This is a genomic window from Pseudoalteromonas sp. NZS37, from assembly GCF_015864265.1.
Lineage (GTDB): Bacteria > Pseudomonadota > Gammaproteobacteria > Enterobacterales > Alteromonadaceae > Pseudoalteromonas > Pseudoalteromonas arctica.
Genome location: NZ_JADYXL010000003.1, coordinates 263511 through 288633, shown reverse-complemented (window position 1 = coordinate 288633; position 25123 = coordinate 263511). Strand labels below are relative to the sequence as shown.

Genomic DNA, 25123 nt, shown 5'->3' with positions numbered 1-25123 from the left:
ATGCATTTTACTAAAGCGCGTATAGACGCACTTGAAAAACATACCCGTACACATTTAATTAATTCTCTTTCGGGTTTTAAAAGCGCTAATTTAATTGGCACGCAAGACTTACTCGGCAATACCAACTTGTCGATTGTAAGTTCGGTTATTCACCTTGGGGCTAACCCACCGTTAGTCGCAATGATTATGCGCCCTCACAGTGTGCCGCGTCATACATTTGAAAATATTTTACAAACGGGCACTTACACCATTAATCAAGTGAATAAGTCAATTTACAAACAAGCTCATCAAACTTCAGCCCGTTACGATAAAGACGAGTCTGAGTTTGATGCTACAGGGTTAACGCCTGAATACTTAAACGACTTTGCAGCGCCTTTTGTAAAAGAAAGCCGCTTAAAGTACTCGGTTAAATTTGTAGAAAACCAACATTTAGCCATCAATGGGACTGAGCTCGTTATTGGCGAAATTATGGATGTTTTTGTTGATAAAGCCGCGCTGCAAAGCGATGGTTTCCTAGATTTACAAGCAATAGAAACAGTGGCAGTAACCGGGCTTGATAGCTACCACACAAGTAATAAACTCACGCGTTTACCTTACGCTAAAAAATAATATGACCTTTTAAGAGGTTATTATTTTATAGCCTCTTATCGCATAACATTGAATTTTACCTTGGTATTAATCACACTAGCTAAAAATCCAAGGAGAAAAACATGACCACTACGGGCATAGGTACACAATCAAGCGAGCAAGCGCTGGCAAGCCTAAGTAATATGACGCAAACGCTAACCCCTATTGCAGCTGACGAACATTTAGAGCGCATAGCCAAAGCGCAAGCTTATATGCTTGCAAACAACATAGATGCAATTTATTTAAACGCTGGCACCAACCTAACCTACTTTACAGGTATGAAATGGTACGCGAGCGAGCGCATGGTTGGCGCAATACTACCGGCCCTTGGTGAAGTACAATACATTGCGCCTTATTTCGAAATTGGTTCACTAAACGGGTTTAAAGTAATAGAGGGACCTATTCATGGGTGGCAAGAGCACGAAAATCCTTATGCACTTTTTGTTGAAGTACTAAAAAAGTTAAATATTAATGAAAACGCAACCATTGGCATTGATGAAAGCGCACAATTTTTTATATTCGACGGCATTAATAAAGCGCAAACGGGTTTAACACTCATAAACGCACAACCTGTAACGGCGCATTGCCGTATGCATAAATCAATTCACGAGCTTAGCTTAATGCAGCGCGCGATGGATATGACCTTAGCCGTACATCAAGCCACAGCAAGCATGCTTTATGAGGGAATAACCACCACCGAAGTAGAAGCCTTTATTAAGCAAGCACATCAAAAAGTAGGCGCGCCAGGTAACTATTTTTGTATTGTTTTATTTGGTGTTGCAACGTCTTTTCCGCACGGTGTTAAAGACGCGCAAGTGCTTAAAAAAGGCGATATGGTATTAATAGATACCGGCTGTAAAGTACACGATTACCTATCAGATATAACCCGTACCTATGTATTTGGCGAACCGACAATGCGCCAACGGATGTTTTGGGATCATGAAAAAGCAGCGCAAATGGCCGCGTTTAATGCCGCTAAAATCGGTGCTACCTGCGAAGACGTAGACGCGGGCGCACGTACTTATTTAGCGGCGCAAGGGCTAGGTCCGCAGTACCAAACACCGGGTTGCCCGCATCGAACGGGTCACGGCATTGGGCTAGACATTCACGAATGGCCATACTTAGTTGGCGGTGATAAAACCCCACTTGCCCCTGGCATGTGCTTTAGTAACGAGCCAATGTTAGTTATACCCGATGAATTTGGCGTGCGTTTAGAAGATCATTTTTACATGACCGACAACGGCCCTCATTGGTTTACACAACCAAGTTATAGCATTGACGACCCATTTGGGCTTAACGCCTAAAACTGAATACCTTCAAGAGCAGCTGTTTAGCTGCTCTTTTTAGTTTGGTATTGATAAAGTGCAGTTCATCCCAATATCCCCTGTTATACCAAAGCAATCCTCAAAAGGATAAATATGAAAAACTTTAAAATTGATATCGTTTCAGACGTAATGTGCCCTTGGTGTGTAGTGGGTTATAAAAACCTAGAAACTGCACTAGAGCAACTTAAAGACGAAATGAGCGCAGATATTACATGGCATCCTTTTGAACTAAATCCAGATATGCCAATTGAAGGTCAAGACTTAAACGAACACTTAATGCAAAAGTACAACCTAAGTGAAGAGCAAGGCGACGAAAATCGTAAAAACATGTTCGAAGCCGGTCAGCGTGCTGGGTTTACCTTTAATTTTGATGGCAAACGTATCATGATCAACAGCTTTGATTTGCATCGTTTATTAATGTGGGCACGTGAAGAAGGTAAGCAAACCGAGTTAAAACTCGCCTTTTTTGAAGCGCACTTCACAGATTTAAAATACTTAAATCAAGAAGAAGCGTTGCTCGACGTTGTTGAAAAAGTGGGTCTTGATAAAGAAACTGCGCGCGGTATTCTACATTCAGACAAATACGTACAAGACGTACGCCAAGAGCAAGACAACTTTAAACAGATGGGTATTACTTCTGTCCCTACGTTTATCATAAACGATAAATATGCACTCACTGGCGGACAACCAAGCGACTCATTCATTCAAGCACTAAAACAAATTAGTGAAGAAGAAGCCAAGCAAGACGCTTAACGAGTAAAATTGTTGTTTAATACTTAAAAAAGGCTGCACATTGCAGCCTTTCTTATATATTTATCAGTTCAAAAATAATACAAAGTTGTTATTTACCTTAGATCTCTTTTGGTGTCATTATAGAAACTACATTTAACAAATCGATAACAATACCTATAAAGGGATTTATAATGAAATATATAATTACAACATTAACTTCACTGTTTCTTTTAACCGCATGTTCAACAACACCTTTAGCTGATAACCCTCGCTCTACGCTAATAATGCCCAGTCCTCCGGAGTATCCAATTAAAAGTGTCCGTGAAAAAATTGAAGGTAGTGTGACAATGTCTTTTGATGTAAATGCATCTGGTAAGCCCATTAATATTAAAGTGATTAAAGCTGAGCCTGTGAAAATTTTTGATAAAGCAGCGATTCGCTCTCTTTCTAAATGGCGTTACGCACCTAAAGTAGTTAATGGTATTGCGGTAGTTGATGAGAATTTAGAAATGACTATAGATTTTAATTTAGCAAAATAATAACTAACTAAAACAGGCTGCACATTGCAGCCTTTTTCTATATAGCCAAGGTTACTTCTTACTAAAAAGTAAACTAAGTACGATAAAGCACTTTAATAACATGCCAGCCGAATTTTGTTTTAACTAGGTGGGGTTCTAAAATTGCACCTTTAAATGCAATTTTGTCAAACTGTGGGACCATTTGCCCGCGTCCAAATTCACCTAAATCCCCGCCTTTTTTACCCGATGGGCATGATGAATACTTTTTAGCTAAGGTTTGAAACTTTGCACCTTTACCCAATTGCTTAATAATATCTTCTGCAATTTCTTTGTGCTTAACCAAAATGTGAAGTGCATGTGCTGTGTTTGCCATTAAAAAAGCCTTTTATACCGTTAGCTAAAATTAAACGCGGCGATTTTAGCACAGCCACCTAAACCTAGCATCTACTTATAGCTAACCAATCTAATAATTGGCAACACTCAATAGTACACTTTAATTCACGAAACCTGATATTTGATCTAAGCAGCTATATTCAGGGTCTGAGAATGGGCTTAACCTAGTTACTTTCCTTATTCGTGGTGCTTTACTTTTTTCATGGCTGGAAATAACGCCCTCCACTAAAAGCATTCTATTGCTACAACGCTTAACAAACCCCTCAGTTACATCACCGTAAAATGGGAATACTAAGTATTGCTTTGACATATTCTCTAAAGCTGCACGATCTTCATAAAAATCAAGGTGTCCATAATATCCAACTAAGCACACTTTAGTTCCAATCAGCTCACTTTGATTCTTAAACAGTTGACCCCATGATACTTTTTTACATTCAATATTTTCCTGTAAAGGAAATGCTTTTACAGAAAAAACAGCTACTATTAAAAATAACAATTTAGACATAGATATAAATTTTTTCATATTTTCCTCCTATGTTTACAATAAGAAAAATTATACATTTGGCTTCTATTAATTTTCGGGGAGGATAGCCCTATAACGCATCCGTACACTCTAACCTGAGAGGCCTAGCCATTTTATAACCTATCAATTTGTATAAATTAATACCTCAAGATTAGCAGTAATCAACCAAAGGCAAGAAAAAAAAACCCTAACAGCTGACCGATGCATAAGCAGCTTATATTGCATCATTGCGGTTATTCCACTGCTTAAAGTATTTGTCTAATGGAGCACTATGATTCAAAACATTAGTAAATTTCTTTACCTGCGTTCAGGTTAAATAATGTTTAGCATCCTCTGGGTTGGGAATTCTGCAATACTGATATTTTCCAAATAACGAATACCTATTTAAAGCAACCCTATCGTATAACCAATTATTAAACCTATTTGGCAAAATACTAAATACGTTTGCTAGCTTATATGGGTAACCTAGCTGCTTAACAACGTTAAAAAAAGCATGGCTTTGCGTATACGCTTTACCGTTTTCTAGGTAAACCATTGAGGCATATTCAATTGTTGAAAAACCAAAGTGTGCTAACAACAGTTCTCCTTTTGGAGATTGCACACTACATAATCTAAAAATGGTATTGACATCATTGTTAATAATAAAATTACACCACGCGCTGCACAGCTTACATTGCGCATCAAATAATATAATTTTTTGATTTTGCATTAATGTAGCTGCATCATCGCTCATAACACTTTCCTTAAATTAAGTACTAAATTACTGCTGCACCGGCTTTTTTTGTAACTTGCGCTGCAAAGTACGTCTATGCATATTAAGTTGCCGCGCGGTAACCGACACATTGCCATTATTACTGTGCAGTACTTGTTGAATATGCTCCCACTCTAAGCGCTCCGGCGACATAACTGCATCATCAATAACATTCGATGCCGATGCCACAGGCTCGGTGTTAAGCGCTTTTAATAATGTTGCCATATCAACCGGTTTAGTAAGGTAATCGTTTGCACCTAAACGCATTGCCTCTACTGCGGTTGCTATACTTGCAAACCCAGTTAGTAAAACAATATGAGTTTGGGGGAGCAAACTACGCAGCGGTTTTATGAGTGCAAGTCCGTTATCGCCGCCTAGCTTCATGTCTAATAAAACAAAGTCGGGCAATAGTTTACGCGCGGTAAGTAACGCATCACTTTGATTATGCGCCACCTCACAGGTAAAGCCTTGTTTAGTTAAACGCCTTGCCAGTGTGCTGGCTAAATTTATGTCGTCTTCAATTATAAGTAACTTCATGAGGCGTTATTCTCAGTGTTTACAATAGCGAGTTTAACTTTGGCGACAGCGCCGCCATCTGCATGGTTAAACAAGGTAAGCGAGCCATTTAAACGCTCAAAAGTAACGTTTGATAAAAGCACAGCAAGCCCCATTCCTTGATCGCTTGGCATAAGTTGCCCGCCCAGCTCTGCTAATTGCGATGACGAAAAGCCACAGCCAAAATCACGAATTAACAAGTAAACGCATTCGCTATGTAAGTTATCTTGCTGCCAACTCAGCTCTAACTGGGTTTGACCTTGTTTTTGATTAGCAAGCGCGGCGTTTTGCAATAAATTTAAAATAGCGGGCAATAACATCGCATCACTCAATAATGTTGCCGCAATTGGTGGCGTAATCCATTTAATTTGCTGATCAGGGTATTGCAATAAAAGTGTGTCTGTAATTTGTGTTTGCAGTTGCTTTACCGTCACATGTTCTTGTGAATTTTTAAGGCGTAACTGCTCCGAGAGCTTTCTAAAGTCGTTAAGTTGTGTACTGCACTGAGTAAGCGGCGCTTGCATGTGCTTAACAATAGGATTGTTTGGTTGATCCTCTAATAACTCTTCAAACAGTAACTGTAAATTTGCAATTGGGGTCGCTAGTTGATGGGTTATTTGTGCAGCAGCCCCATCAAGGGTAACAAGCTGTTCATTACGTAATTGTTTTTCACGCACGTTAGCAATAATACGCTCTCGCTCTTTAAGTGCCCTGCTCATTGCGCCAATCACTAATGCGATTACGCTAGCACTTAAAACAAAATTAACCCACATACCAATAAAGTGACCACTCATATTCATTTGATGCATACTGTGATCGGGCATCTTTATCAGTAAAAAACTGTATGCGGCAATGGCTAATACCGCAATATAAGCTAATCCTTTTTCTCGCAGCGTCACAGCGGCTATCATTATTGGGAGCAATAACAGTGATACAAATGCATTGGTTGCACCACCGCTTAGCGAGAGTAAAACCGTTAAAAATAATACATCAGCGGTTAATTGCATCAACATACCCAAAGGTTTAGCCTGGCTCACATTACGATAAGCAAATAGACTAATAAGCTGAAACACAGCCTCAACGGCAATAACAATCAGTAAAGGCAGTAATGCAATTTGATGTTCTAGTAAAAAATAAACGCTAAGCACCGCAATTAATTGCACGGCAATTGCGCCGCTTCGCAGCATTAATAGTCGACTAATGGTGGGGTCGGTTTGCATTAACAAGAGGTAATTACCCAATCAAATGTTTAATAAGGTTATTTTAACGGTTATGTGATTTTTAATCATCATCCATCGAAATTGAAAACGGTGCACAAGGCGTTCCTTGATGAAACACCATCTTCCATTGCCCATTAGTTTGGCGCCAAAGCGACATACGCAATGAATAATTAAATTCACTGCGAGCAGAGCGCCTATAAGCAGCTTGATAACTAAGTTGCACTACATCATCGCTCAGCATTCGGCCCTTAAAATGCTGATTATAAAACTGTGGCACAACCTCGGTAGGTAAGCGGGTAAGTACTTGGTATTTATTAAATGTAGTGCCATTGGCAGCAATTTCGATAAATTCATCATCGAGTAAAGCATCTAATGCGCGCTCAGATTGGCGAACTTCTGGGTCGAGTAACTGGCGCTCAGCGTCAATTAAATGATTAAATAACGACACTTTTATTTTGCTGCTCATAACCTTCCCTATTGTTTATAAACTTGCCCGGCTTTCATAACAAATTGCACGTTTTTAAGTACGTCGATATTTTTAAGCGGTGAGCCATTCACACTGATAATATCTGCTTGTTTACCAACACTCAAGTCGCCAATGAATGCGCTTTGCCCCAGCAGTTTAGCTGCATGTATGGTTGCTGATTTAATAGCTTGGGCTTCGCTCATACCATTGTTTACCATTAAACTAAATTCGTTAGCATTAAGCCCATGACGCGACACACCTGAGTCTGTTCCAAAAGCTATATTAACCTTGTTTTTCAGTGCAAGTTTAAACGAAGCTTGCATTTTTGGAGTCACTTCACGCACTTTGTCGGCTATTGCCGGTGGCATATTTGGATTTGTAAGCACCTCTTCACTTACCGTTGCACCCGCTAAAAGCGTCGGTACTAAATAAGCTCCCGTTTTTTTAAATAACTTTATTGCCTCTTTATCTAGATAAGAGCCATGCTCAATAGAATCTACACCGGCTTTTATGGCCGCTTTTATACCTTGTGTACCGTGTGCATGCGCTGTAACTTTACGCCCCAAGTGATGAGCAGTATCAACAATTGCAATCAGCTCTGCATCTGTAAGTTGTTGGTTAACACCAGCAGCGGTATTACTTAGTACTCCACCCGTGGCAGTAATTTTAATTACATCAGCGCCACTTTTAATTACCTCGCGTACCGCACGGCTACAATCATCCGCGCCATTACATATACCAATCCCGCCTGTAACCGCATCTGTAATATCTTTTCGATAACCGTGCATATCTGCGTGTCCACCGGTAGGCGATATTGTATTACCCGCTGCAAAAATGCGAGGGCCGTTAATATCATTTCGCTCAATAGCACGTTTTAGCGGAAATATAACTTTGTGATCGCTACCTAAATCTCGCACTGATGTAAAACCCGCATCGAGCGTACGTTGTAAATATTTAATTGAGCGCAAAGCATAATCGGCATCATATTCTGTTGCCCAGCGGTGAGGGTTTGCTTTAGCATCTCGCTCAAACGTAACGTGAACATGCATATCAATAAGACCAGGCATTACAAATTGATTTTTAAGATTTATAATATCGGCATCAGGTAGGTTAAGTTCTACTTTTGTGAGGTAGCCGTTTTTAATGGCTGTTATTGTATTATCTGTTATGACTAACGTTTGCTCTGTTTTTACTTTTTGATCCTCGGATGCAAGTAAACTGCCCGCATAAATAATTTTATGCTGTTGAGCAAAAGCCCCATTTGCTATTAATGCCAGCGTTATTGCAGTGAATGTTGTTATTAGTGTTGTTTTCATACTTGCTCCTTTTTTATACTAGCATTACCTTAAATAACCTGTAATTGCGAATATTTACGACACAAAGCATGCTATAAACTAGTCTTGAAAGCCGTTTTTTGGTATAACTCACCCATTAGTAATACATGTCAGACCACCTTAAGAGAACATACTATGCCTTACGCACATATCACTGGTTGGGGTAAATGCATTCCACCAGCAAGCATTAGCAACGATGAAATTAGTGAAATAGTTGATACCACCGACGAGTGGATAACCTCGCGTACAGGCATTAAATCTCGCCGAGTGAGCCATGTAAGTACCGCCGAGCTGGCAACCGTTGCTGCTAAGCATGCTATTGCGTGCGCAGGCGTTGATCCTAAAGATATTGATTTAGTGATATTAGCAACCTGTACACCTTCTACTGTTGTGGCAAATACCGCCTCACAAGTGCAAAAAAACATTGGTGCAACAGGCGCTGCCGCAATGGATACAAACGCGGCATGTTCGGGCTTTTTATATGCATTGCAAGCTGCTACAGCACAAATTCAAGCGGGTATGATCAAAAAAGCAGTGGTAATAGCCGCTGAGCGTATGACCTGGTACGTAAACTGGGCACGCCGTGACAGCGCTGTATTATTTGGCGATGGCGCAGGTGCAGTAGTACTTGAAGCGGCAGATACGCCAGCTGGTTTACTAGCAACCAAAACTGGTTGTGACAGTGAAGACCGCGATATTTTACACATCACTAACTTTGGTAGTGATTTAAATAAATATGAGCCAATTGGTCCATCTGATTTATTATTTGAAGGTCGTGAAATTTTCAAACGTGCTGTTAAAGGCATGAGCGAAGCATGCGACGATGTACTTAAACAAGCCGATTTGAGCCTTGATGACATTAATGTACTCGTTCCACACCAAGCTAACTTACGTATTATTCAAGCTATTCAGCATCGCTTAAAAGTACCTGACGAAAAAGTAATGGTTAACATTGGTGAGTATGGTAATACCTCTGCTGCTACGATTGCTATTGCGTTATGTGAAGCCGTTGAGCAAGGGTTAATTAAACCGCATTCAAACATTATGTCTGCTGCATTTGGTGCAGGTCTTACGTGGGCTGCAAGTTACATAAAATGGGGCGAACGTGTAACGCCTATTAGTGTAAGCGATGCCGCTTTACCGCCATGTGATAAAACCGGTTTAGAACTTGTAGCACCGGCCGTTAAAGCATGTAAAGAAGCGCAGCCAAGCTAACACAACATGTAGTAAGCAACATATAAAACGCACTTAATTAAGTGCGTTTTTGCTTTTTAAGGAATTAAATTTGAAACTTTTAGGTATTCACCACGCTGCTATTATTTGCAGTAACTATGCACGTTCTAAACACTTTTATAGCAATGTACTTAAACTTAACGTTATTAATGAGCACTTTAGAGCTGATCGTAATTCATATAAATTAGATTTAGCCATGCCCGATGGTAGCCAAATAGAGCTATTTTCGTTTGATGGATCGCCCGCAAGACCAAGCTATCCCGAAGCACAAGGCTTAAGACATTTAGCTTTTAAGGTAGCGGATGTACAGAGTGCAAAAACGTATTTAGAGTCGTGCGATGTAAACGTTGAGGATATTAGAGTGGATGAAATAACCGGCAAAAAGTTTACCTTTTTTGCCGATCCAGATAACTTGCCACTTGAGCTTTATGAGGTTTAAAACTCATAAGCTCAAGTTCTTACTATTGAATCAAAAACTTATTTATTAAAACGATTTTGTAAGTAGTTAAATACAGCACGAATACCTAATGCTTCACCACCCGTTGGACGACCTGGTAATGCACGTAAGTTCCACGCCATTACATCAAAATGTACCCACGGTGTTGTTGGCTCAACAAATTCTTTTAAGTAAAGCGCTGCAGTAATAGCACCACCAAACGGTGTACTTGCACAGTTTGCCATATCGGCCACATCACTTTTTAGTAAGTTTTTGTATTGCTCAAACAACGGAAGTTGCCAAACAGGGTCATGTACACTTAAACCTGCATCAATAATACCATTTGCTACATCGCGCTCTGTTGAGAAAAAGCCCGGAAGCTCCGTGCCTAACGCAACACGACATGCACCCGTGAGGGTAGCAAAATCAATAATTAGCTCAGGATTATCGTTTTGTGCTTCGCTTAATGCATCACACAATACTAAGCGCCCTTCTGCGTCTGTATTATCAATTTCGACCATAATGCCTTTGCGTGTTTTAACAACATCGCCAGGGCGAAATGCATTGCGCGATACTGCATTTTCAACAGCGGGTACAAGCACTCGTAATCTAATTGGTAAGTTAGCTGCCATAATAAGCTGTGCTAGTGCAATTACGTGCGCCGCGCCGCCCATGTCTTTTTTCATGTTACGCATGCCAGAGCTTGGTTTTAAATCAAGTCCGCCCGAGTCAAAACATACGCCCTTACCTACTAGTGTAATTAATGGAGCATCTGTTGCGCCCCATTTTAAATCAAGTAAACGCGGTTTATTTTCGCTTGCACGACCCACCATGTGAATAGTCGGGTAGTTTTGCTCTAGTAACTCATCGCCAATCCACTGTGAAAATTCGCCATTGTAAGTTGCAGCTAAATCTTCCATTACTTGCGATAAATGTTGCGGCATCATATCTACCGCTGGCGTATTAACTAAATCACGTGCAAGTGTAATGGCATCAGCTTGTTGCCTAATACGCTCAAACAACGCTTTATCGCTAATGGCTAATTGCGCTTTTGCTGTTGGTTTTTCTTTATATTCACTAAATTCGTAACCACCAAGCACAAACCCTAAAGCAACTTGCTCTACAAAAGCGCTCTCGCCTTGAATTTGATAAGTACCAGTAGGAAGTGTATTTGCTAAATTACCCGCAGCCCAAAAATCATCGCTACTTTGCATTAAACAAAATACCTGGCTTAACTCGCCCGTTTTAGCATCAGGGATTAAAGCAACACCTTGCTTTTCGAAACCTGTATTAGTTAACCAATTTTGTATAAATGCAGGCTGCTGTGCTTGCCAGTCAGATAATTCGTTTTTAAGAATAAAAGATAAAGGAATACCAGAAGATGTATGACGTAGTAATGCACTCATTAAAAAGCTCATATAATATAAAAATGGTACTTAAGAGCATATCAATAAGCGCACCTAAAAGGTATCGCTAATTTGAAGGGATTTTAGCTACTTTTTTAAGCTGTTTTTGGATTCTTGCTTTTGATTTTCTTGATCTATTTTAGCATCAAGTTCTTTAATAGATTTGTTTATATTAAACGAGCTTGGCAGTACATCAACTCCCACTAAACTCCCTAATTTAACAACTAAAGGAATTGTAAGCGGGGCAAAAGGTAATACAGCAAACACACCGAGCCCTAGCCCTTTTAGAATATCAACAAACTGTTCATTAGCGCGTTTTAACTCCTCTTTACTTGTTTGGCCTTGGGTATAGCGCCTATAAATAGAGAGCATTTCTTTGGTTTCTTGTTTTTCTTGGGCAAGTGCGATTTTAAGCGCCACCATAGCACGACGAAAACGCAGCTGTTGGCGTTTCTTACTAATTTTAACTACCCGCCAAGGCGCACGGTGAATAACTTTATATAATCGCATAGCTTTTATTTTCACACAGCGGCGCAGGTTCACAAAGAATAATTTACTTGCTACGGCCTTTCACTTACTCTTATTGCACCAAATTAGTATTAAATACATACAATAATGCAAAATTTATCAAGTCAAATACCGCAAAAACCTGAAAAAACAAAATCTGATGAATGTTGTGGTGGTGGCAGTTGCTGCCCCTGCGTGTGGGATGAATATAAAGAGAAATTAGCAACTTGGCGATGCGCACAAAACATTGAAAACCCCACCAAAAAGAAACAAATAAATAACATTTAAATACTGATAACGCATTAATTTTCCTCTCAACAACCCTATTTGCACTTATTTAGTTCATTTTAGCTTTACTTTGCACCATTGTTGCATTTTTTCTTAAATTGAATCTTTTTGTTATCAAATGGTTAATTAGTAATTGCCCTTCCCGTTTTTTACCTATAGTCTGTAAATAGGACTTCACAAAAAGTAAGCTTAATTGATTAGGCTTTTGAGCTAAACCCTCAAACTTATGTGAAACAAAAAATTAAGTTAAAAATAAATGATGTGAAATTAGCATCAAAAATAAGAATTATTCTAACTGGGGAAAATTAGAATGAAATTAAAAAATAATGCGCTAAACCAAGCAATCAAATTTGCTTTAGCTACAACCACTGCAGGGTTGTTTTTTTCAGGCACTGCTGTTGCAGCAGACGAGCAACAACAAACTAAAGTAAACAAAAACGTAGAGAAAATTGCCGTAGTAGGTACGCGCTCAGCTCCACGTTCAATCGGTGACTCACCAGTGCCAATTGATATTATTGGTGGCGAAGAATTAGAAAGATCAGGCAATACCGACATGCTTGAGCTATTAAAAGGTGCAGTGCCATCTTTTAACGTACATCAAAATCCTATTAGCGATGCGGCCTCTCTTGTTCGCCCAGCTAACTTACGTGGTTTACCATCAGACAGCACATTGGTTCTTTTAAACGGCAAACGTCGTCATCGTGCTTCTGTAATTGCATTTTTAGGCGGTGGTATTAACGATGGCGCGCAAGGCGCAGATATTTCAGTTATTCCAAGCATTGCTATTAAACAAGTAGAAGTACTTCGTGATGGCGCAGCTGCACAATATGGTTCTGATGCAATAGCCGGTGTAATGAACTTCCAACTAAAAGACGCTTCTGAAGGTGGCAAATTAGAAATCCGCCATGGTCAATTTTATGAAGGTGACGGCGATACAACACAAGTGTCGGGTAACGTGGGTTTACCGTTTACCGACAATGGCTTTGCTAATTTAAGCTTTCAATATAAAACAGCTGATGCAACAAGCCGCTCAGTTCAACGTGCCGATGCCGCAGCACTTTCAGCTGCCGGTGTTCCTGATGTATCTTCTCTTGCACAAGTATGGGGCGCACCAGAAGTAAACGACGATATTACAATTTTTGGTAACGTAGGTTTAGAGCTAACAAACGATTCTGAATTTTACATGTTTGGTAATTACTCTGAACGTGATGTACGCGGCGGCTTTTACTACCGTAACCCTCAAACGCGTTCTGGTGTTTATTCAAATGATGGTGGCGAAACTCTGCTTGTTGCAGATTTAACACCTGATATGAGCGCTAACTGTCCTACTATTGCAATAACAGATGGCAACGTACTAGATGATCCAGCTTACATAAATGGTGTAGCGAACAATCCAGATTGTTTTGCATTTAACGAATCGCTTCCAGGTGGTTTTACACCTAACTTTGGCGGCAACATTACTGATACTTCTTTAACTATCGGTACTAAAGGGCGATTCACTGGTGGTTTCTTAAAAGATACTTACTATGACTTAAGCGGTACTGTGGGTTTAAATGAATCACGTTACTTTATTTACGATACGGTTAATGCCTCTTTAGGTGCAGATACACCACGTGATTTCAGCCCAGGTAAATATGAGCAACTAGAGAAAAACTTTAACTTTGATTTATCAAAGGGTGTCGACTTTGGTTTAGCTTATGATGTAAATATTGCCGGTGGTTTTGAATGGCATGAAGAAACATTCACTATCATTTCTGGTGATGAAGAATCTTACACAGCAGGCCCTTTAACAGAACAAGGTTTTGGTATTGGCTCTAACGGCTTCCCTGGTTTTAAACCATCACAAGCAGGTGAGTTTTCTCGTCGTAACTATGCAGCATATGTTGATGTTGAAGCACCGTTCACTGAAGATTTCCTAATGGGTGTGGCGCTTCGCTTTGAAGACTACGACAGCTTTGGTACTACAACTAACTACAAAGTAATGGCTCAATACCATTTAACTGAAGATTTAAATATTCGTGGCTCTGTAAGTAGCGGTTTCCGTGCACCTACAGTTGGTCAAGCTAACGTAAGTAACGTACAAACAAGCTTAGACAGCGGCGTGTTACAAGATTCAGCGCTTCTTCCACCAACAAACCCTATTGCAGTGCAATTAGGTGGTACAGAGCTTGAGCCGGAAGAATCACAAAGCTATACGCTTGGTGCTGTATACACAATCGGCGAGTTATTTTTAACGCTTGATTACTACAACATTCAAGTAGATGACCGTATTAGCCAATCAGATAAAATCAACTTAAGCCAAGCAGATAAAGATACACTTACAGCGGCTGGAGTTCCTAATGTACAAGGTCTTGCTCAGGTAAGCTTTTTTACAAATGACTTTGATACAACAACACAAGGTATCGATTTAGTTGCCAACTATACAGCTGAACTAATGGGCGGTAGCTCTACATTTAGCCTTGCTTATAACTGGAATGATACTGAAGTAACTCAATTTAGTGAGATTACAGGTGCGTTTAAGGTTAAGCGCTTAGAAGAAGATTTACCTAACCATCGTGCAACGTTCACATTGTCTCAACAATGGGAATCAGTTTCTGCATTTGCTCGTGCAAACTACTACGGCGAATACCAAGGTGTTCACGTTGATTATGATGCAACAGCTAAAACAGCAGATGCTGCAGTCACTATTGATGCTGAAGTAACTTACTTCTTAAATGAATCAGTTAGCTTCTCTGTAGGCGCTCAAAACTTATTCGACCAAGATGCTGAAAAACTTGATTTTGCAGATGCAACGGGTATCCCTAATAACAACTGGGGTGGTCAGTTCTACGAAACATCTCCGTTTGGTATTAACGGTGGCTTTTACTACGCTAAAGCAACATATACTTTTTAAACTATTTTCATGAAGAACCAAAGGCGAAATGTTAAAGACATTTCGCCTTTTTAATTTTATAGTTAATAAAAATAATAATAATGTCTAACTATGTTAATTAATAAAGCCAACCAATTATTTCAAGAGAATAAACTCAAAGAAGCCGAGTTCCATTTTAAAGCGATTTTAAATAGTAATCCCGAAAATGGTGAAGCTTTATTTGGCTTAGGCAGAATTGCCCTACGACTAGAGCGTTATGACGCTGCCGTATACTTACTCCAAAAAGCGTGTGAGCGCATGCCTCATATGCTTGAACCATTACATGCCCTTGCTGATGCATTTAACGGTGTTAATTCGCCAAACGATGCGTTAACGGTGCTCGAATACGCAAAAAAATTAGCAAGTCATAACCCAGAGCCTCATTATTACTTAGCACAGCACTATTTAACACATGGCGAGTTAGATAAAGCCCATACAACCTTTGCTCATGCACTCAGTATTGGGGTATACCCTGTAACAGCTTATATTTTATTTGAACTTGTGCAGTTAGGCCGCTTTGATAAAGAGCATAATTATGTAAGTAATTTGCACCACTTACTAACTCAAACGAGCAATTTACGTTTAAAAATGGTGTGTTACTACGCATTAGCAAACAGTTACGATGCACTTGAAGATACCGAGCAAGCATTTAATTATTTTATATTGGCGAATAAATTACAAAGAAAATTAAGTGAATTTAACACTAAAGATTTAATCCCTTTTTACAATGAAATAATAAAATACAACACCGAGGAATTTATTGCCTCTGCCGATAAAAAATTTACAGGTAATATTACACCTGTATTTATTATTGGTATGCCTCGTAGTGGCTCTACCCTCCTGGAGCAAATGTTGGCAAGCCATAGTCAGTTTTCGAGCCTAGGAGAAAGTACGAGTATTAGTAATAACGCGGTTGCTTTTATCGAGCAAAAAACGGGAGTTGCTTACCCGCAATGTTTAGCGCATTTAACGCCTGACTTAATCAAAAAAGCCCGCGAGCTTTATATCACAACATTAAAAACAGCATCGCCCATCAGACCTTTTATAATAAATAAACTGCCGAGTAATTATCAGTCGCTCGGACTAATATATATCCTATTTCCAAATGCCAAATTTATAAACTTAAGTCGTAATTTTAATGCTACAGCGTTTTCTATTTTCACTAATTACTTTGCTGAAAACGAGCCTTATTTTTGCTCACTATCTGAGTTTAAGCTTTACCATAGTGTGTATGAAAAACTGATGAGCCATTGGCACTCCTTTAAAGGTATGCCAATTTATGATGTCAGTTACGAAGATTTAGTGAGCAACCCAAAAGAGCAGCTAACGCAGTTACTTGGCTTTTTAAACTGTCATTTTCAAGAGCGCTGCTTAGCGTTTTATAAACAAAAAACACCGGTAACCACGTTGAGTAAACATGCTATTCGCCAACCTATTAATAACGCCGCAATCGCTAAGTGGGAGCGTTACAAAACACCGCTTTTAAAGTTACTTGATGAGAATTAATCGGACGTGCTTTAAACCAATTAAGTAAATCTTTAAATTGATCATCACGCGCACTTGGGTGGGTAAGCATATTAATATGATCGTAATCAAAATTATGCCCGTGTTTACGACCGTAAATTCGCATTTGTTGAATGCCAGGCCCTGATTCGTCCATAAACTTTTGAATATCGATTGGTTGCGCTAATGCTTTATCTTTTACCGCAGCAATATGAAGCGTTGGCGGTAAATGCAGGTTGTTTAGAGCTTTTGCATAATCAAAATTATCATCAGAATCTATCCATGGCTTCTTTTTAGCCCATTGCATACTTTGATAATGCGACTTTTGAGTTTCGTTATCGCTTCCCCACTTATAACCTTTAGCATTTAAATAGCCGTGTTTTTTAGCAAGTAAAGGTGCCATAAAATACCAAATTAAATTGGCTTGTAATAATTTTTGAGGATGATTATTAAATAAAGAGCGCTTAGAGCCAAAATACACACACGCTTTTACATCATTAATATATTCTGGAAAACGTGCAAACGCGCTGTTCATCAATACCCCGCCCCAAGAGTGAGCGACCCAGTAGTCAGGCTTCTTGCCTTCAATCAACTCTATTTGCTTAATAAAGGCAGGAATGTCTTCTAGGATAGACTCAGTTTGTCCATATTCTGACTCACTTGAAATAACCGGTTTACTATCACCTCGTCCACGTAAATCAGCCACATAGCATCGGTACCCATGCTCAGCCAAAAAAGGGGCTAGCCCTTTATTAGAATGGGTGTAAAAAATTTTACCGTTTTCTACAGCTCCATGCATAAAAAATACGACAGGCCCTTGCTGATTATCATCGCTGATTCGACGTAAATGAAGTGTTTGGTGAGCGTCTAAATTGATAATTATTGATTGCTGAGAAATCGCCACAGTTATTCCTTTTTATTATTTTCAACTCATCCTACCAGCAATATTAAATATACCAAAGGAAATGTCTGCACTTTACTCATCAGCATTTGTTACAATCACCACATCATATCTGTTGTTAAAATGAAGCCATGAAAGAAAATAAAGCACGTTCAAAATTACACCCTCGTAACCTACATAAAAATGGGTACGACTTCGATTTATTAACAACAGAGCACCCTGCTCTACTGCCTTTTGTTATAACCACACCTGCAGGTACTAAAAGTATTGATTTTAGTGATAACAAAGCCGTTAAAACACTCAATCAAGCTCTTTTAAAAGCACATTATAATATTGATTTTTGGGATATTCCTGAGCACAATTTATGTCCACCTATACCTGGGCGTGTTGACTACATTCATTACTTAGCCGACTTATTAAGTGATGATAATCAACAACAAATACCTTTAGGTAAGCAAATTAAAGTGCTTGATATTGGCACTGGCGCTAACTTAGTTTACCCGCTTACTGGTACAAGTGAATATAAGTGGCATTTTACAGGGACTGATATTGATGCAGCCTCAGTAAAAATAGCAAAACAAATTGCTCAGTTTAATGGTTTAAAAATAACCCTAAAACAACAAAAAAACGCATCACATATTTTTAAAGGCGTTGTAAATCAAAAAGATTTATACCACTTAACGCTCTGCAACCCTCCGTTTCATGCAAGCGAAGAAGAGGTAAGTAAAGGCAGTGAACGCAAGTGGAAGAACCTAGGAAAAACACCCAGTAGCACGCTTAATTTTGGTGGTCATAATAATGAATTGTGGTGTGAAGGCGGTGAAGTACAGTTTATCTCTAATATGATTAAAGAAAGCGAAGACTTTGCAGAGCAAGTACTGTGGTTTACGTCGTTAGTCTCTAAAAAAGATAATATTGCAGCCCTTGAAGAAGTATTAAAAGCTCACCCAATAGCACAGTATAAAATAGTTGATATGGCACAAGGTCAAAAAATTAGCCGCTTTATTGCATGGAGCTACTTTGATAAAGAAACCCGTGAACAAATATGTAGTGAACTGGCTTAATACCAATTTTATTAAAAACAATAAAAAGGATAAGGCAATCATGATAGATTTTCGATCTGATACAGTTACAAAGCCCTCAAAAATAATGCGCGATATTATGCACAACGCACCGGTTGGTGACGATGTATATGGCGATGATGAAAGCGTTAACCAACTAGAAGCCTATGCGTGTAAGCGTTTTAACTTTAAAGCCGCTCTTTATTGTAGCTCAGGTACACAAGCTAACTTACTTGCAATAATGGCGCATTGTGAACGAGGTGACGAATACATATGTGGCCAAAATGCTCACAATTATAAATTTGAGGGTGGCGGCGCAGCTGTATTAGGATCTGTGCAACCACAGCCTATTGAAAACGATGCTGATGGCAGTATCCCTTTTAGCAAAATAGCGGCGGCTATAAAACCAGACGATTGCCATTTTGCAAAAACGCGATTGCTCAGCTTAGAAAATACCATAGGCGGAAAAGTACTCCCGCTTGAGTACTTAGCCCAAGCTCGTGACTTTGTTGACACACATAATTTAGCGCTGCACCTAGACGGCGCACGTGCTTTTAATGCCGCTGTTGAGCTAAACATTGATATCACTGAAATTACAAAACACTTTGATTCAGTTTCTATTTGTTTATCTAAAGGTTTGGGGGCGCCCGTAGGCTCTTTATTATTAGGCTCACCAGCACTTATTAATAAAGCAAGACGATGGAGAAAAGTACTTGGTGGCGGTATGCGCCAAGCCGGAATGCTTGCAGCTGCCGGGCAGTTTGCACTTGAGCACAATGTAGAGCGCCTAAAAGACGATCATGAAAATGCACGCTATTTGGCTCAACAATTAAGTGAAATCAGTGGCTTTACTGTAGATATGAGTAACACCACTAATATGGTTTACGCAACATACACTAGCAGTATAAACATTGAAGAGATTGCTGAGGCACTTAAACAACAAGGTATACTATTTAGCCCAAGCAAGCAGCTTAGGCTAGTAACGCATTTAGATATTACGCGCGAAGATATTGATACATTTTTAAATGCTTTGTCGGCCCATATTTAACGCGGCTTTATAATGTTTGCGGCATACCGAAACGTATCGGTCATTGCCGCCAATTTCTACTTGGTTACCATCGGCTATTGCTTCACCATTTTCATCGGTACGCAGTACATGGTTTGCTTTACGTCCACAGTGGCATACAGTTTTAAGCTCAACTAACTTATCAGCCCACGCAAGCAAATATTGCGACCCTATAAATAGCTCGCCTCTAAAGTCGTTACGCAAGCCATAACACAATACCGGTATACCTAATTCATCAACCACATCGGTTAATTGCATTACTTGTTCTTTTGATAAAAATTGGCACTCGTCAACTAACACACAATGGCGTTTTTTTTCATTATTGAGTGATTGAATAAGATCAAAAACATCTTTGCTAGCATCAAATACATGCGCATCTGCTTGCAAGCCAATACGAGACGATACTTTACCCACGCCTTGTCTATCATCAATGGCAGCAGTAAGGATCACAGGTTCCATGCCACGTTCTTTATAATTAAATGCAGATTGTAATAACGTGGTTGATTTACCTGCATTCATTGCAGAGTAGTAAAAGTATAATTGAGCCATTGTGGTGCCATTTTATAAAAAGTGCGCTTATGCTACCTTAATATTAAATTAATACCAATTTACAAACGCGAATTTAATGAGGTTATTAGGGCCTGTTGACCTTTCAGGATTAAAATTTGTTCAACCTAGGGGCTATTTAATCGCGGCGTGAGGTTTGTAACCTAGCGGGCTAAGTAAAAACCGAACAACAAAGAGTAAATTGCCCCTAGGCAGAACCCTTCGGGCAGCGCATGTTTGGCATTTATGCTGCGTTATCGCCTATTTATGGGGAATAACCACACTATATAGACTCTGCCTTACCTAAATACCAAACAGTCTGCTGCAAATTCAACCTCGAAAGATAAACAGGCCCTAAGTGTTTGTAAATATTTAATATAGATAGGTGCACTTTCAAATTTTGATAGCCAATGCCATATTTCCCAACTTAGAGTGTTATTTTCTTCGTAGAATTTTTTTGAAAAAACAAGGTAACCATGGCTGGTTTCGTAAGGGGGATAAATAGGTTTGACATTATTACCCTCATACGGATAACTCGACACTTTTAAGCCATCAACTTGGCATAGATCAACGCTCGCCTGCACCACGCCCTTATCTAGCAACTCAAAAGCTTTGCTTTTAGAAAACGTATTATGAATAAAAAATGGCTCTTCTTTTAACGCGCTATTTAGTCCATAGCCATTAGGAATAGCTATCGTAAATGCTTTATTTTGAAATACTTCGCGAGTCTCCCATTCTTTATGAAATTTATAACGCCCTATAAGGCAGCTACTAAATTCACTTACTGCATAGTCATCTTGTAACTTACCTTGCTGATCAACAGGGTAAACAGCAACGTTTTCTCGTCCTTTGCGGTAACTGGCAATAACAGCATTAACTCGATTAAATTCTAAATCGCTTAAGCATCTACGCCATGGTTTTCTAACAAACTTAATCTCAACACCATCAATCGCTTTATCTAATAAACTTAAAACCTCAACTGAGGCATCAGGTTGATCAATAGGTATAGCCTTATCAACACCTAAAAATAGTGGTGCTGCGTTTTTATCTTCATAACAAAAAAGTAATTCTTTGGCCGTAACGCCATCGCAAAAAACAATACACTTCAAAACAAAAATATAAAGCAACGTTCTAATTTTCATAGTGATTTTTATTTATAAACTAAATCTACAGTGTAGTATGTAGAACTAAACATACAAAATATTCGTTACATTAATTTACATTAATCCTTCGTGTTTCAGCAACCAAAGCTTCCTATCAAGCCCACCAGCATAGCCCGTTAACTTTGCATTTGCGCCAATAATTCGGTGGCAAGGCACTATAATACTAATCGGATTTTTACCATTCGCAGCGCCTACTGCCCTCACTGCTTTTGGGTTATTGAGTTGGTTTGCAATATAGCCGTATGTTTGCGACTGTCCAAAAGGTACCGTTAATAGTGCTTGCCATACGCTTTGTTGAAATACTGTACCGTTAGTATCAAGTGGTACATCAAAAGTAGTGCGTTTTTTTGCAAAGTACTCATTTAACTGCGCAGCGCAAATAAGCACCGCCTTGTTAGCGACTTGCTCAAATGGCGTATGAGGGTGCTCAACTGGAGGATAAAACCCAACGTAACTCACTCCTTTATCTGTCGCTTGAATAATTATGTCGTCTATAGGGCTCGAAATTGATGTTTGAATGATCATTATAATTGCTGCCAAAGTTGAAACGTTAGGTAAGAACGAAAAGGAGCGCTGTTAGCAGATACGAAAGGGTTTGCCGCCGCTTGAGCTTTTTTAACACCTAAGTCGCCATCAAGTAATATATCGGGCTGGCTTTGCCCTCGCAACTTTGCATAATTTACCGTCCAAGGACCAATTCCCTTTAAATTAAGCCATTCGTCTAAATCGTCATTTTCAGGATTTAGTGCACAAAACTGGGCTAAGTTGTGTAGCGCATTTTTACGTGCTTGTGGCATTTTAAAAAATGCAAAATCACTATTAGCAACAATTTTAGCCGAAGGAAAATAAACGGTATCGCCCTCTTTTTCGCCTAATTCATCAACTAACTTTGTTACTAAATTATGCGCCGCAGTAACACTCACTTGTTGTCCGAGTACCGCCCTTATACCGGCTTCAAAACTTGACCAAATCCCTGGAAGTCTGAGCCCTTCACACACTGTAAACGCATTGTTTATATTGGCGCTTAAATGCGTTTCAATTAAATTAATATCGACATCTAAATCAAGCACACGGCGTATATTATTTATAACAGGTTGTAAGTACACCGTATTGTCTATATTGATAGATACACTAAAGTGATTTTTACTCGCTATAAATTCAGCGGTAAAGCTTCCTTTATATTCCTCACTTGCAAAAGTACGTCCGTAGCTCGTTTGTGTTATCCACTCCATTGGTTTTATCAAGCGCCTTTGTAAAAAGCCCTGCAAAGCAGGCCAATTATAAGGCGGCCTAAATGGCAGGGTTAAAGTGAGTGTTGACGTTGGTTTTTTATCGCCACTGCGCAGCTTCGAGGGAGCTATATTTAACTGCTGTAAAAATGCATCATTAAAGCGCCTAATGCTTTTAAAGCCAGCTGCAAACGCTATTTCGGTAAGGGGTAAATGTGTTTCTTGAATCAGCTTTTTAGCAAAGTGACATTGGTTAAATAATCGATATTGCGTAATCGACACGCCAAAATACTGCTTAAACAACTGTCTTAAATAACGACTACTTACACCTAGACGAGCTGCTAATTTTTCGCAGTCGTGCTCGTCATTTTGATCTATTAACTGTTTTGCTCTAAGTGCAGTCGTTTTTGTACCCTGCCATGCTGCGCTGCCAGGAGCACTATCGGGCCTGCATCGAATGCAGGGTCTAAAACCATCTTGCGCCGCGTTATGGGCAAACTGATAATAAGCAACGTTTTTTTCGTGAGCCGTTGGTGCAGGGCAAATAGGTCTGCAATAAATACCGGTACTTTTTACCGCTACGTAAAAAAGCCCGTCAAAACGAGGATCGCGACTCTGACGTGCTTTTTGCCAATGTGAAGTGTCCATAAACGGCTCTATAAGTTAACCTAATAAAGCCTAGCTTATACAAAAAAACTCACATTACTAGCCATATTCGGCACTTAACCAATAGCCAATAAATAGCGATTTTGTACTTCTTGCCAATTAATTACATTATAAAATGCATCAATATAATCAGGGCGCTTATTTTGATACTTTAAGTAATAGGCATGCTCCCATACATCAAGTCCCAAAATAGGGATATTTCCCTGCATTAAAGGACTATCTTGATTAGCACTATTTTCTACAATCAACTTTTCATCTGGCGTTACACATAACCACGCCCAACCACTACCAAATTGGCTAATTGCCGCAGCTGTAAATTGGTCTTTAAATTTATCAAAACTGCCTAGTTGCTCAGTTATAGCCTGAGCCACAATACCACTTGGTTGACCTCCTCCTTGTGGGCTCATTACTTGCCAAAATAAGCTGTGATTAAAATGCCCTCCTACATGCTCTTGTACTGCTTTTTGTAAATTACTAGGCAGGCTGTTTATTCCCTTAAGTAATTTTTCAGCATTTGCGTTTGCATATACAGTATCGGCTAAAGCAGCATTGGCTTTATTGATATACGTTTGATGATGCAATGTGTGGTGAATATGCATCGTTTTACTGTCTAAATGAGGCTCAAGCGCATCATATTCATAATCAAGTGCTGGCAATGTAAACGCCATAAATTACTCCTTTATTTTAATGTAGCAGGCTGTTTGTTGAGTCTTTAGAGCATAAGCAAAAATTCACTTGCTCTATTAGCTCAGGTAAAAAATGATAACGTCTTGCAAATGACACAAGTTCAGAGGAAGTTTTAATGTAATGATGCTTACTCACTTTTTGTATATCGTAATGAGTATGCTTAATTAATGAAGAGAGTGTTAAGTGTACTTCGCATAGCCATTTGCATGCATTTTCAGGCTGTTGCATAGCTATATAAGTATCAGCTAAATTATGTGACGCAACAACAAGTGCGGGTATACAGTGCTCAATAGCATGAATGACAGTGTTATTAATCTGAGCATATAAAAATTGCTGAAGAAGATGATCTGCAAGTGTTTTAGCTAATAAGTATTTATCGCGGGCTTCGAGAAGTGCACCTTGTTCAAATGCATAATTACCTTGCATTATATTCGACTGCCAAGGGCTTAATGCTTGATCAAGATAAAGTAAATCTGAGTGGGGTTGTTTTTGACTTGAGATCATATAATCATCTGCACGTTTATTTATGAGTGTGTATTTAACTTACACACCCACAAAACTAAATGCAAATGATTTTCATTAACTATTTAGCGAAGTCTAATAGTTCCTGCCCTGTTAAGCGATATATAATCCACTCGTTTTGCGGCTTTGCACCAATGCTATTGTAAAAATCGATAGCGGGTTTATTCCAATCAAGCACTACCCATTCAAAACGCCCACAGTTATTACTAATCGCCTTATTAGCTAAGTGCTTCATAATGGCTTTACCTGCGCCATTGCCACGGCTATCTGGGCTTACGTATAAATCTTCAAGGTATAGGCCATTTTTACCTAACCAGGTAGAGTAATTATAAAAATATACCGCAAAACCAATTGGCTCATCACCTTCTAAACAAATTATGCTGTGCGCAGTTGCACCTTCACTAAACAGAGTATCTAAAATTGCCTGCTCGTCTGTTTTTACTGCATCAGGTTCTTTTTCATATATGGCAAGTTCGGTAATAAAGTGCAAAATTGTTTTTGCGTCACTTGGTTTTGCATCACGTATTATAACGGGTTGGCTCATTGTATTTTTA

Annotated in this window: 28 protein-coding genes; 11 read left to right on the top strand and 17 right to left on the bottom strand. The window is 39.2% G+C overall.

Annotated features, from left to right (window positions below; all coding sequences use genetic code 11):
• The 4 genes from I6F47_RS07215 to I6F47_RS07200 all read left to right on the top strand — a co-directional run bounded on the left by I6F47_RS07215 (position 1) and on the right by I6F47_RS07200 (position 3223).
• Positions 1 to 609 carry a flavin reductase family protein gene (locus tag I6F47_RS07215; RefSeq protein WP_024605704.1) on the top strand — a complete coding sequence of 203 codons (609 nt, stop codon included), beginning with the start codon at positions 1 to 3 and terminating at the stop codon, positions 607 to 609.
• Between the two features lie 101 nt (positions 610 to 710).
• Positions 711 to 1931 carry a M24 family metallopeptidase gene (locus I6F47_RS07210; protein ID WP_197183602.1) on the top strand — a complete coding sequence of 407 codons (1221 nt, stop codon included), beginning with the start codon at positions 711 to 713 and terminating at the stop codon, positions 1929 to 1931.
• Between the two features lie 114 nt (positions 1932 to 2045).
• A complete protein-coding gene (locus tag I6F47_RS07205) occupies positions 2046 to 2705 on the top strand; it encodes a DsbA family oxidoreductase (protein ID WP_008134379.1) in 660 nt (219 codons plus the stop codon).
• A 170-nt stretch (positions 2706 to 2875) separates the two neighbouring features.
• Complete coding sequence (locus I6F47_RS07200; protein WP_197183601.1) at positions 2876 to 3223, top strand: energy transducer TonB; 348 nt, start codon at positions 2876 to 2878, stop codon at positions 3221 to 3223.
• A 73-nt stretch (positions 3224 to 3296) separates the two neighbouring features.
• Here the strand turns inward: I6F47_RS07200 and I6F47_RS07195 are convergent, their stop codons facing one another.
• The 7 genes from I6F47_RS07195 to I6F47_RS07165 all read right to left on the bottom strand — a co-directional run bounded on the left by I6F47_RS07195 (position 3297) and on the right by I6F47_RS07165 (position 8426).
• Positions 3297 to 3575 (bottom strand): peptidylprolyl isomerase, encoded by a 279-nt coding sequence (locus tag I6F47_RS07195; protein WP_008171402.1) that lies wholly within the window; start codon positions 3573 to 3575, stop codon positions 3297 to 3299.
• Positions 3576 to 3695: 120 nt separating this feature from the next.
• Positions 3696 to 4118, bottom strand: coding sequence for a hypothetical protein (locus I6F47_RS07190; protein WP_008171404.1), 423 nt, complete (start codon positions 4116 to 4118; stop codon positions 3696 to 3698).
• A 307-nt stretch (positions 4119 to 4425) separates the two neighbouring features.
• Positions 4426 to 4851, bottom strand: coding sequence for a thiol-disulfide oxidoreductase DCC family protein (locus I6F47_RS07185; RefSeq protein ID WP_197183600.1), 426 nt, complete (start codon positions 4849 to 4851; stop codon positions 4426 to 4428).
• Between the two features lie 27 nt (positions 4852 to 4878).
• Complete coding sequence (locus I6F47_RS07180; RefSeq protein WP_197183599.1) at positions 4879 to 5406, bottom strand: response regulator transcription factor; 528 nt, start codon at positions 5404 to 5406, stop codon at positions 4879 to 4881.
• Positions 5403 to 6644, bottom strand: coding sequence for a sensor histidine kinase (locus tag I6F47_RS07175; protein WP_197183675.1), 1242 nt, complete (start codon positions 6642 to 6644; stop codon positions 5403 to 5405). Before I6F47_RS07175 ends, I6F47_RS07180 begins: the two co-directional genes overlap by 4 nt.
• Positions 6645 to 6705: 61 nt before the next feature.
• Positions 6706 to 7110, bottom strand: a complete 405-nt coding sequence (locus tag I6F47_RS07170) for a nuclear transport factor 2 family protein (protein WP_101216128.1) — start codon at positions 7108 to 7110, stop codon at positions 6706 to 6708.
• An 8-nt stretch (positions 7111 to 7118) separates the two neighbouring features.
• Complete coding sequence (locus I6F47_RS07165; protein WP_197183598.1) at positions 7119 to 8426, bottom strand: metal-dependent hydrolase family protein; 1308 nt, start codon at positions 8424 to 8426, stop codon at positions 7119 to 7121.
• Between the two features lie 153 nt (positions 8427 to 8579).
• Between I6F47_RS07165 and I6F47_RS07160 the strand changes: the two genes are divergently transcribed.
• Both I6F47_RS07160 and gloA2 read left to right on the top strand, forming a co-directional pair.
• Positions 8580 to 9659: a ketoacyl-ACP synthase III gene (locus I6F47_RS07160; protein ID WP_010553987.1), complete on the top strand. Its 1080-nt coding sequence runs from the start codon at positions 8580 to 8582 to the stop codon at positions 9657 to 9659.
• A 70-nt stretch (positions 9660 to 9729) separates the two neighbouring features.
• Complete coding sequence (gloA2, locus tag I6F47_RS07155; protein ID WP_197183597.1) at positions 9730 to 10116, top strand: SMU1112c/YaeR family gloxylase I-like metalloprotein; 387 nt, start codon at positions 9730 to 9732, stop codon at positions 10114 to 10116.
• A gap of 38 nt (positions 10117 to 10154) precedes the next feature.
• Here the strand turns inward: gloA2 and I6F47_RS07150 are convergent, their stop codons facing one another.
• Positions 10155 to 11519: a leucyl aminopeptidase family protein gene (locus I6F47_RS07150; RefSeq protein WP_197183596.1), complete on the bottom strand. Its 1365-nt coding sequence runs from the start codon at positions 11517 to 11519 to the stop codon at positions 10155 to 10157.
• 87 nt (positions 11520 to 11606) lie between these two features.
• Positions 11607 to 12029 carry a hypothetical protein gene (locus I6F47_RS07145; RefSeq protein ID WP_024600540.1) on the bottom strand — a complete coding sequence of 141 codons (423 nt, stop codon included), beginning with the start codon at positions 12027 to 12029 and terminating at the stop codon, positions 11607 to 11609.
• Between the two features lie 105 nt (positions 12030 to 12134).
• Between I6F47_RS07145 and I6F47_RS07140 the strand changes: the two genes are divergently transcribed.
• From I6F47_RS07140 to I6F47_RS07130, 3 genes are all read left to right on the top strand, one after another.
• On the top strand, positions 12135 to 12314 hold the full coding sequence (locus I6F47_RS07140; RefSeq protein ID WP_197183595.1) for an oxidoreductase-like domain-containing protein: 180 nt from the start codon (positions 12135 to 12137) through the stop codon (positions 12312 to 12314).
• Positions 12315 to 12624: 310 nt separating this feature from the next.
• Positions 12625 to 15207 (top strand): TonB-dependent receptor plug domain-containing protein, encoded by a 2583-nt coding sequence (locus I6F47_RS07135; protein ID WP_197183594.1) that lies wholly within the window; start codon positions 12625 to 12627, stop codon positions 15205 to 15207.
• A 90-nt stretch (positions 15208 to 15297) separates the two neighbouring features.
• Complete coding sequence (locus I6F47_RS07130; protein WP_197183593.1) at positions 15298 to 16731, top strand: tetratricopeptide repeat-containing sulfotransferase family protein; 1434 nt, start codon at positions 15298 to 15300, stop codon at positions 16729 to 16731.
• On the opposite strand, the gene I6F47_RS07125 is transcribed toward I6F47_RS07130, so the two are convergent.
• Positions 16679 to 17632, bottom strand: coding sequence for an alpha/beta fold hydrolase (locus I6F47_RS07125; protein ID WP_197183592.1), 954 nt, complete (start codon positions 17630 to 17632; stop codon positions 16679 to 16681). The genes I6F47_RS07130 and I6F47_RS07125 overlap by 53 nt on opposite strands.
• Before the next feature lie 128 nt (positions 17633 to 17760).
• On the opposite strand from I6F47_RS07125, the gene rlmF reads away from it, so the two are divergent.
• Positions 17761 to 18693 (top strand): 23S rRNA (adenine(1618)-N(6))-methyltransferase RlmF, encoded by a 933-nt coding sequence (rlmF, locus tag I6F47_RS07120; RefSeq protein WP_197183591.1) that lies wholly within the window; start codon positions 17761 to 17763, stop codon positions 18691 to 18693.
• A 40-nt stretch (positions 18694 to 18733) separates the two neighbouring features.
• Complete coding sequence (gene ltaE / locus I6F47_RS07115; RefSeq protein WP_197183590.1) at positions 18734 to 19738, top strand: low-specificity L-threonine aldolase; 1005 nt, start codon at positions 18734 to 18736, stop codon at positions 19736 to 19738.
• On the opposite strand, the gene I6F47_RS07110 is transcribed toward ltaE, so the two are convergent.
• From I6F47_RS07110 to I6F47_RS07080, 7 genes are all read right to left on the bottom strand, one after another.
• The gene (locus tag I6F47_RS07110; protein WP_010553997.1) at positions 19712 to 20305 is read right to left on the bottom strand and encodes a thymidine kinase; all 594 of its coding nucleotides are present in this window, start codon (positions 20303 to 20305) and stop codon (positions 19712 to 19714) included. The two genes, ltaE and I6F47_RS07110, sit on opposite strands and share 27 nt — an antisense overlap.
• 296 nt (positions 20306 to 20601) lie before the next feature.
• Positions 20602 to 21444, bottom strand: a complete 843-nt coding sequence (locus I6F47_RS07105) for an amino acid ABC transporter substrate-binding protein (protein WP_165722639.1) — start codon at positions 21442 to 21444, stop codon at positions 20602 to 20604.
• A 75-nt stretch (positions 21445 to 21519) separates the two neighbouring features.
• Positions 21520 to 21990, bottom strand: a complete 471-nt coding sequence (locus tag I6F47_RS07100) for a methylated-DNA--[protein]-cysteine S-methyltransferase (protein ID WP_007582340.1) — start codon at positions 21988 to 21990, stop codon at positions 21520 to 21522.
• Complete coding sequence (locus I6F47_RS07095; protein WP_197183589.1) at positions 21990 to 23342, bottom strand: DNA-3-methyladenine glycosylase 2 family protein; 1353 nt, start codon at positions 23340 to 23342, stop codon at positions 21990 to 21992. Before I6F47_RS07095 ends, I6F47_RS07100 begins: the two co-directional genes overlap by 1 nt.
• Positions 23343 to 23416: 74 nt before the next feature.
• The gene (locus I6F47_RS07090; protein WP_197117137.1) at positions 23417 to 24028 is read right to left on the bottom strand and encodes a superoxide dismutase; all 612 of its coding nucleotides are present in this window, start codon (positions 24026 to 24028) and stop codon (positions 23417 to 23419) included.
• A 16-nt stretch (positions 24029 to 24044) separates the two neighbouring features.
• Positions 24045 to 24551, bottom strand: a complete 507-nt coding sequence (locus I6F47_RS07085; RefSeq protein WP_007582333.1) for a hypothetical protein — start codon at positions 24549 to 24551, stop codon at positions 24045 to 24047.
• Between the two features lie 79 nt (positions 24552 to 24630).
• Positions 24631 to 25113 (bottom strand): GNAT family N-acetyltransferase, encoded by a 483-nt coding sequence (locus I6F47_RS07080; protein ID WP_024593105.1) that lies wholly within the window; start codon positions 25111 to 25113, stop codon positions 24631 to 24633.
• Positions 25114 to 25123: the final 10 nt, after the last annotated feature.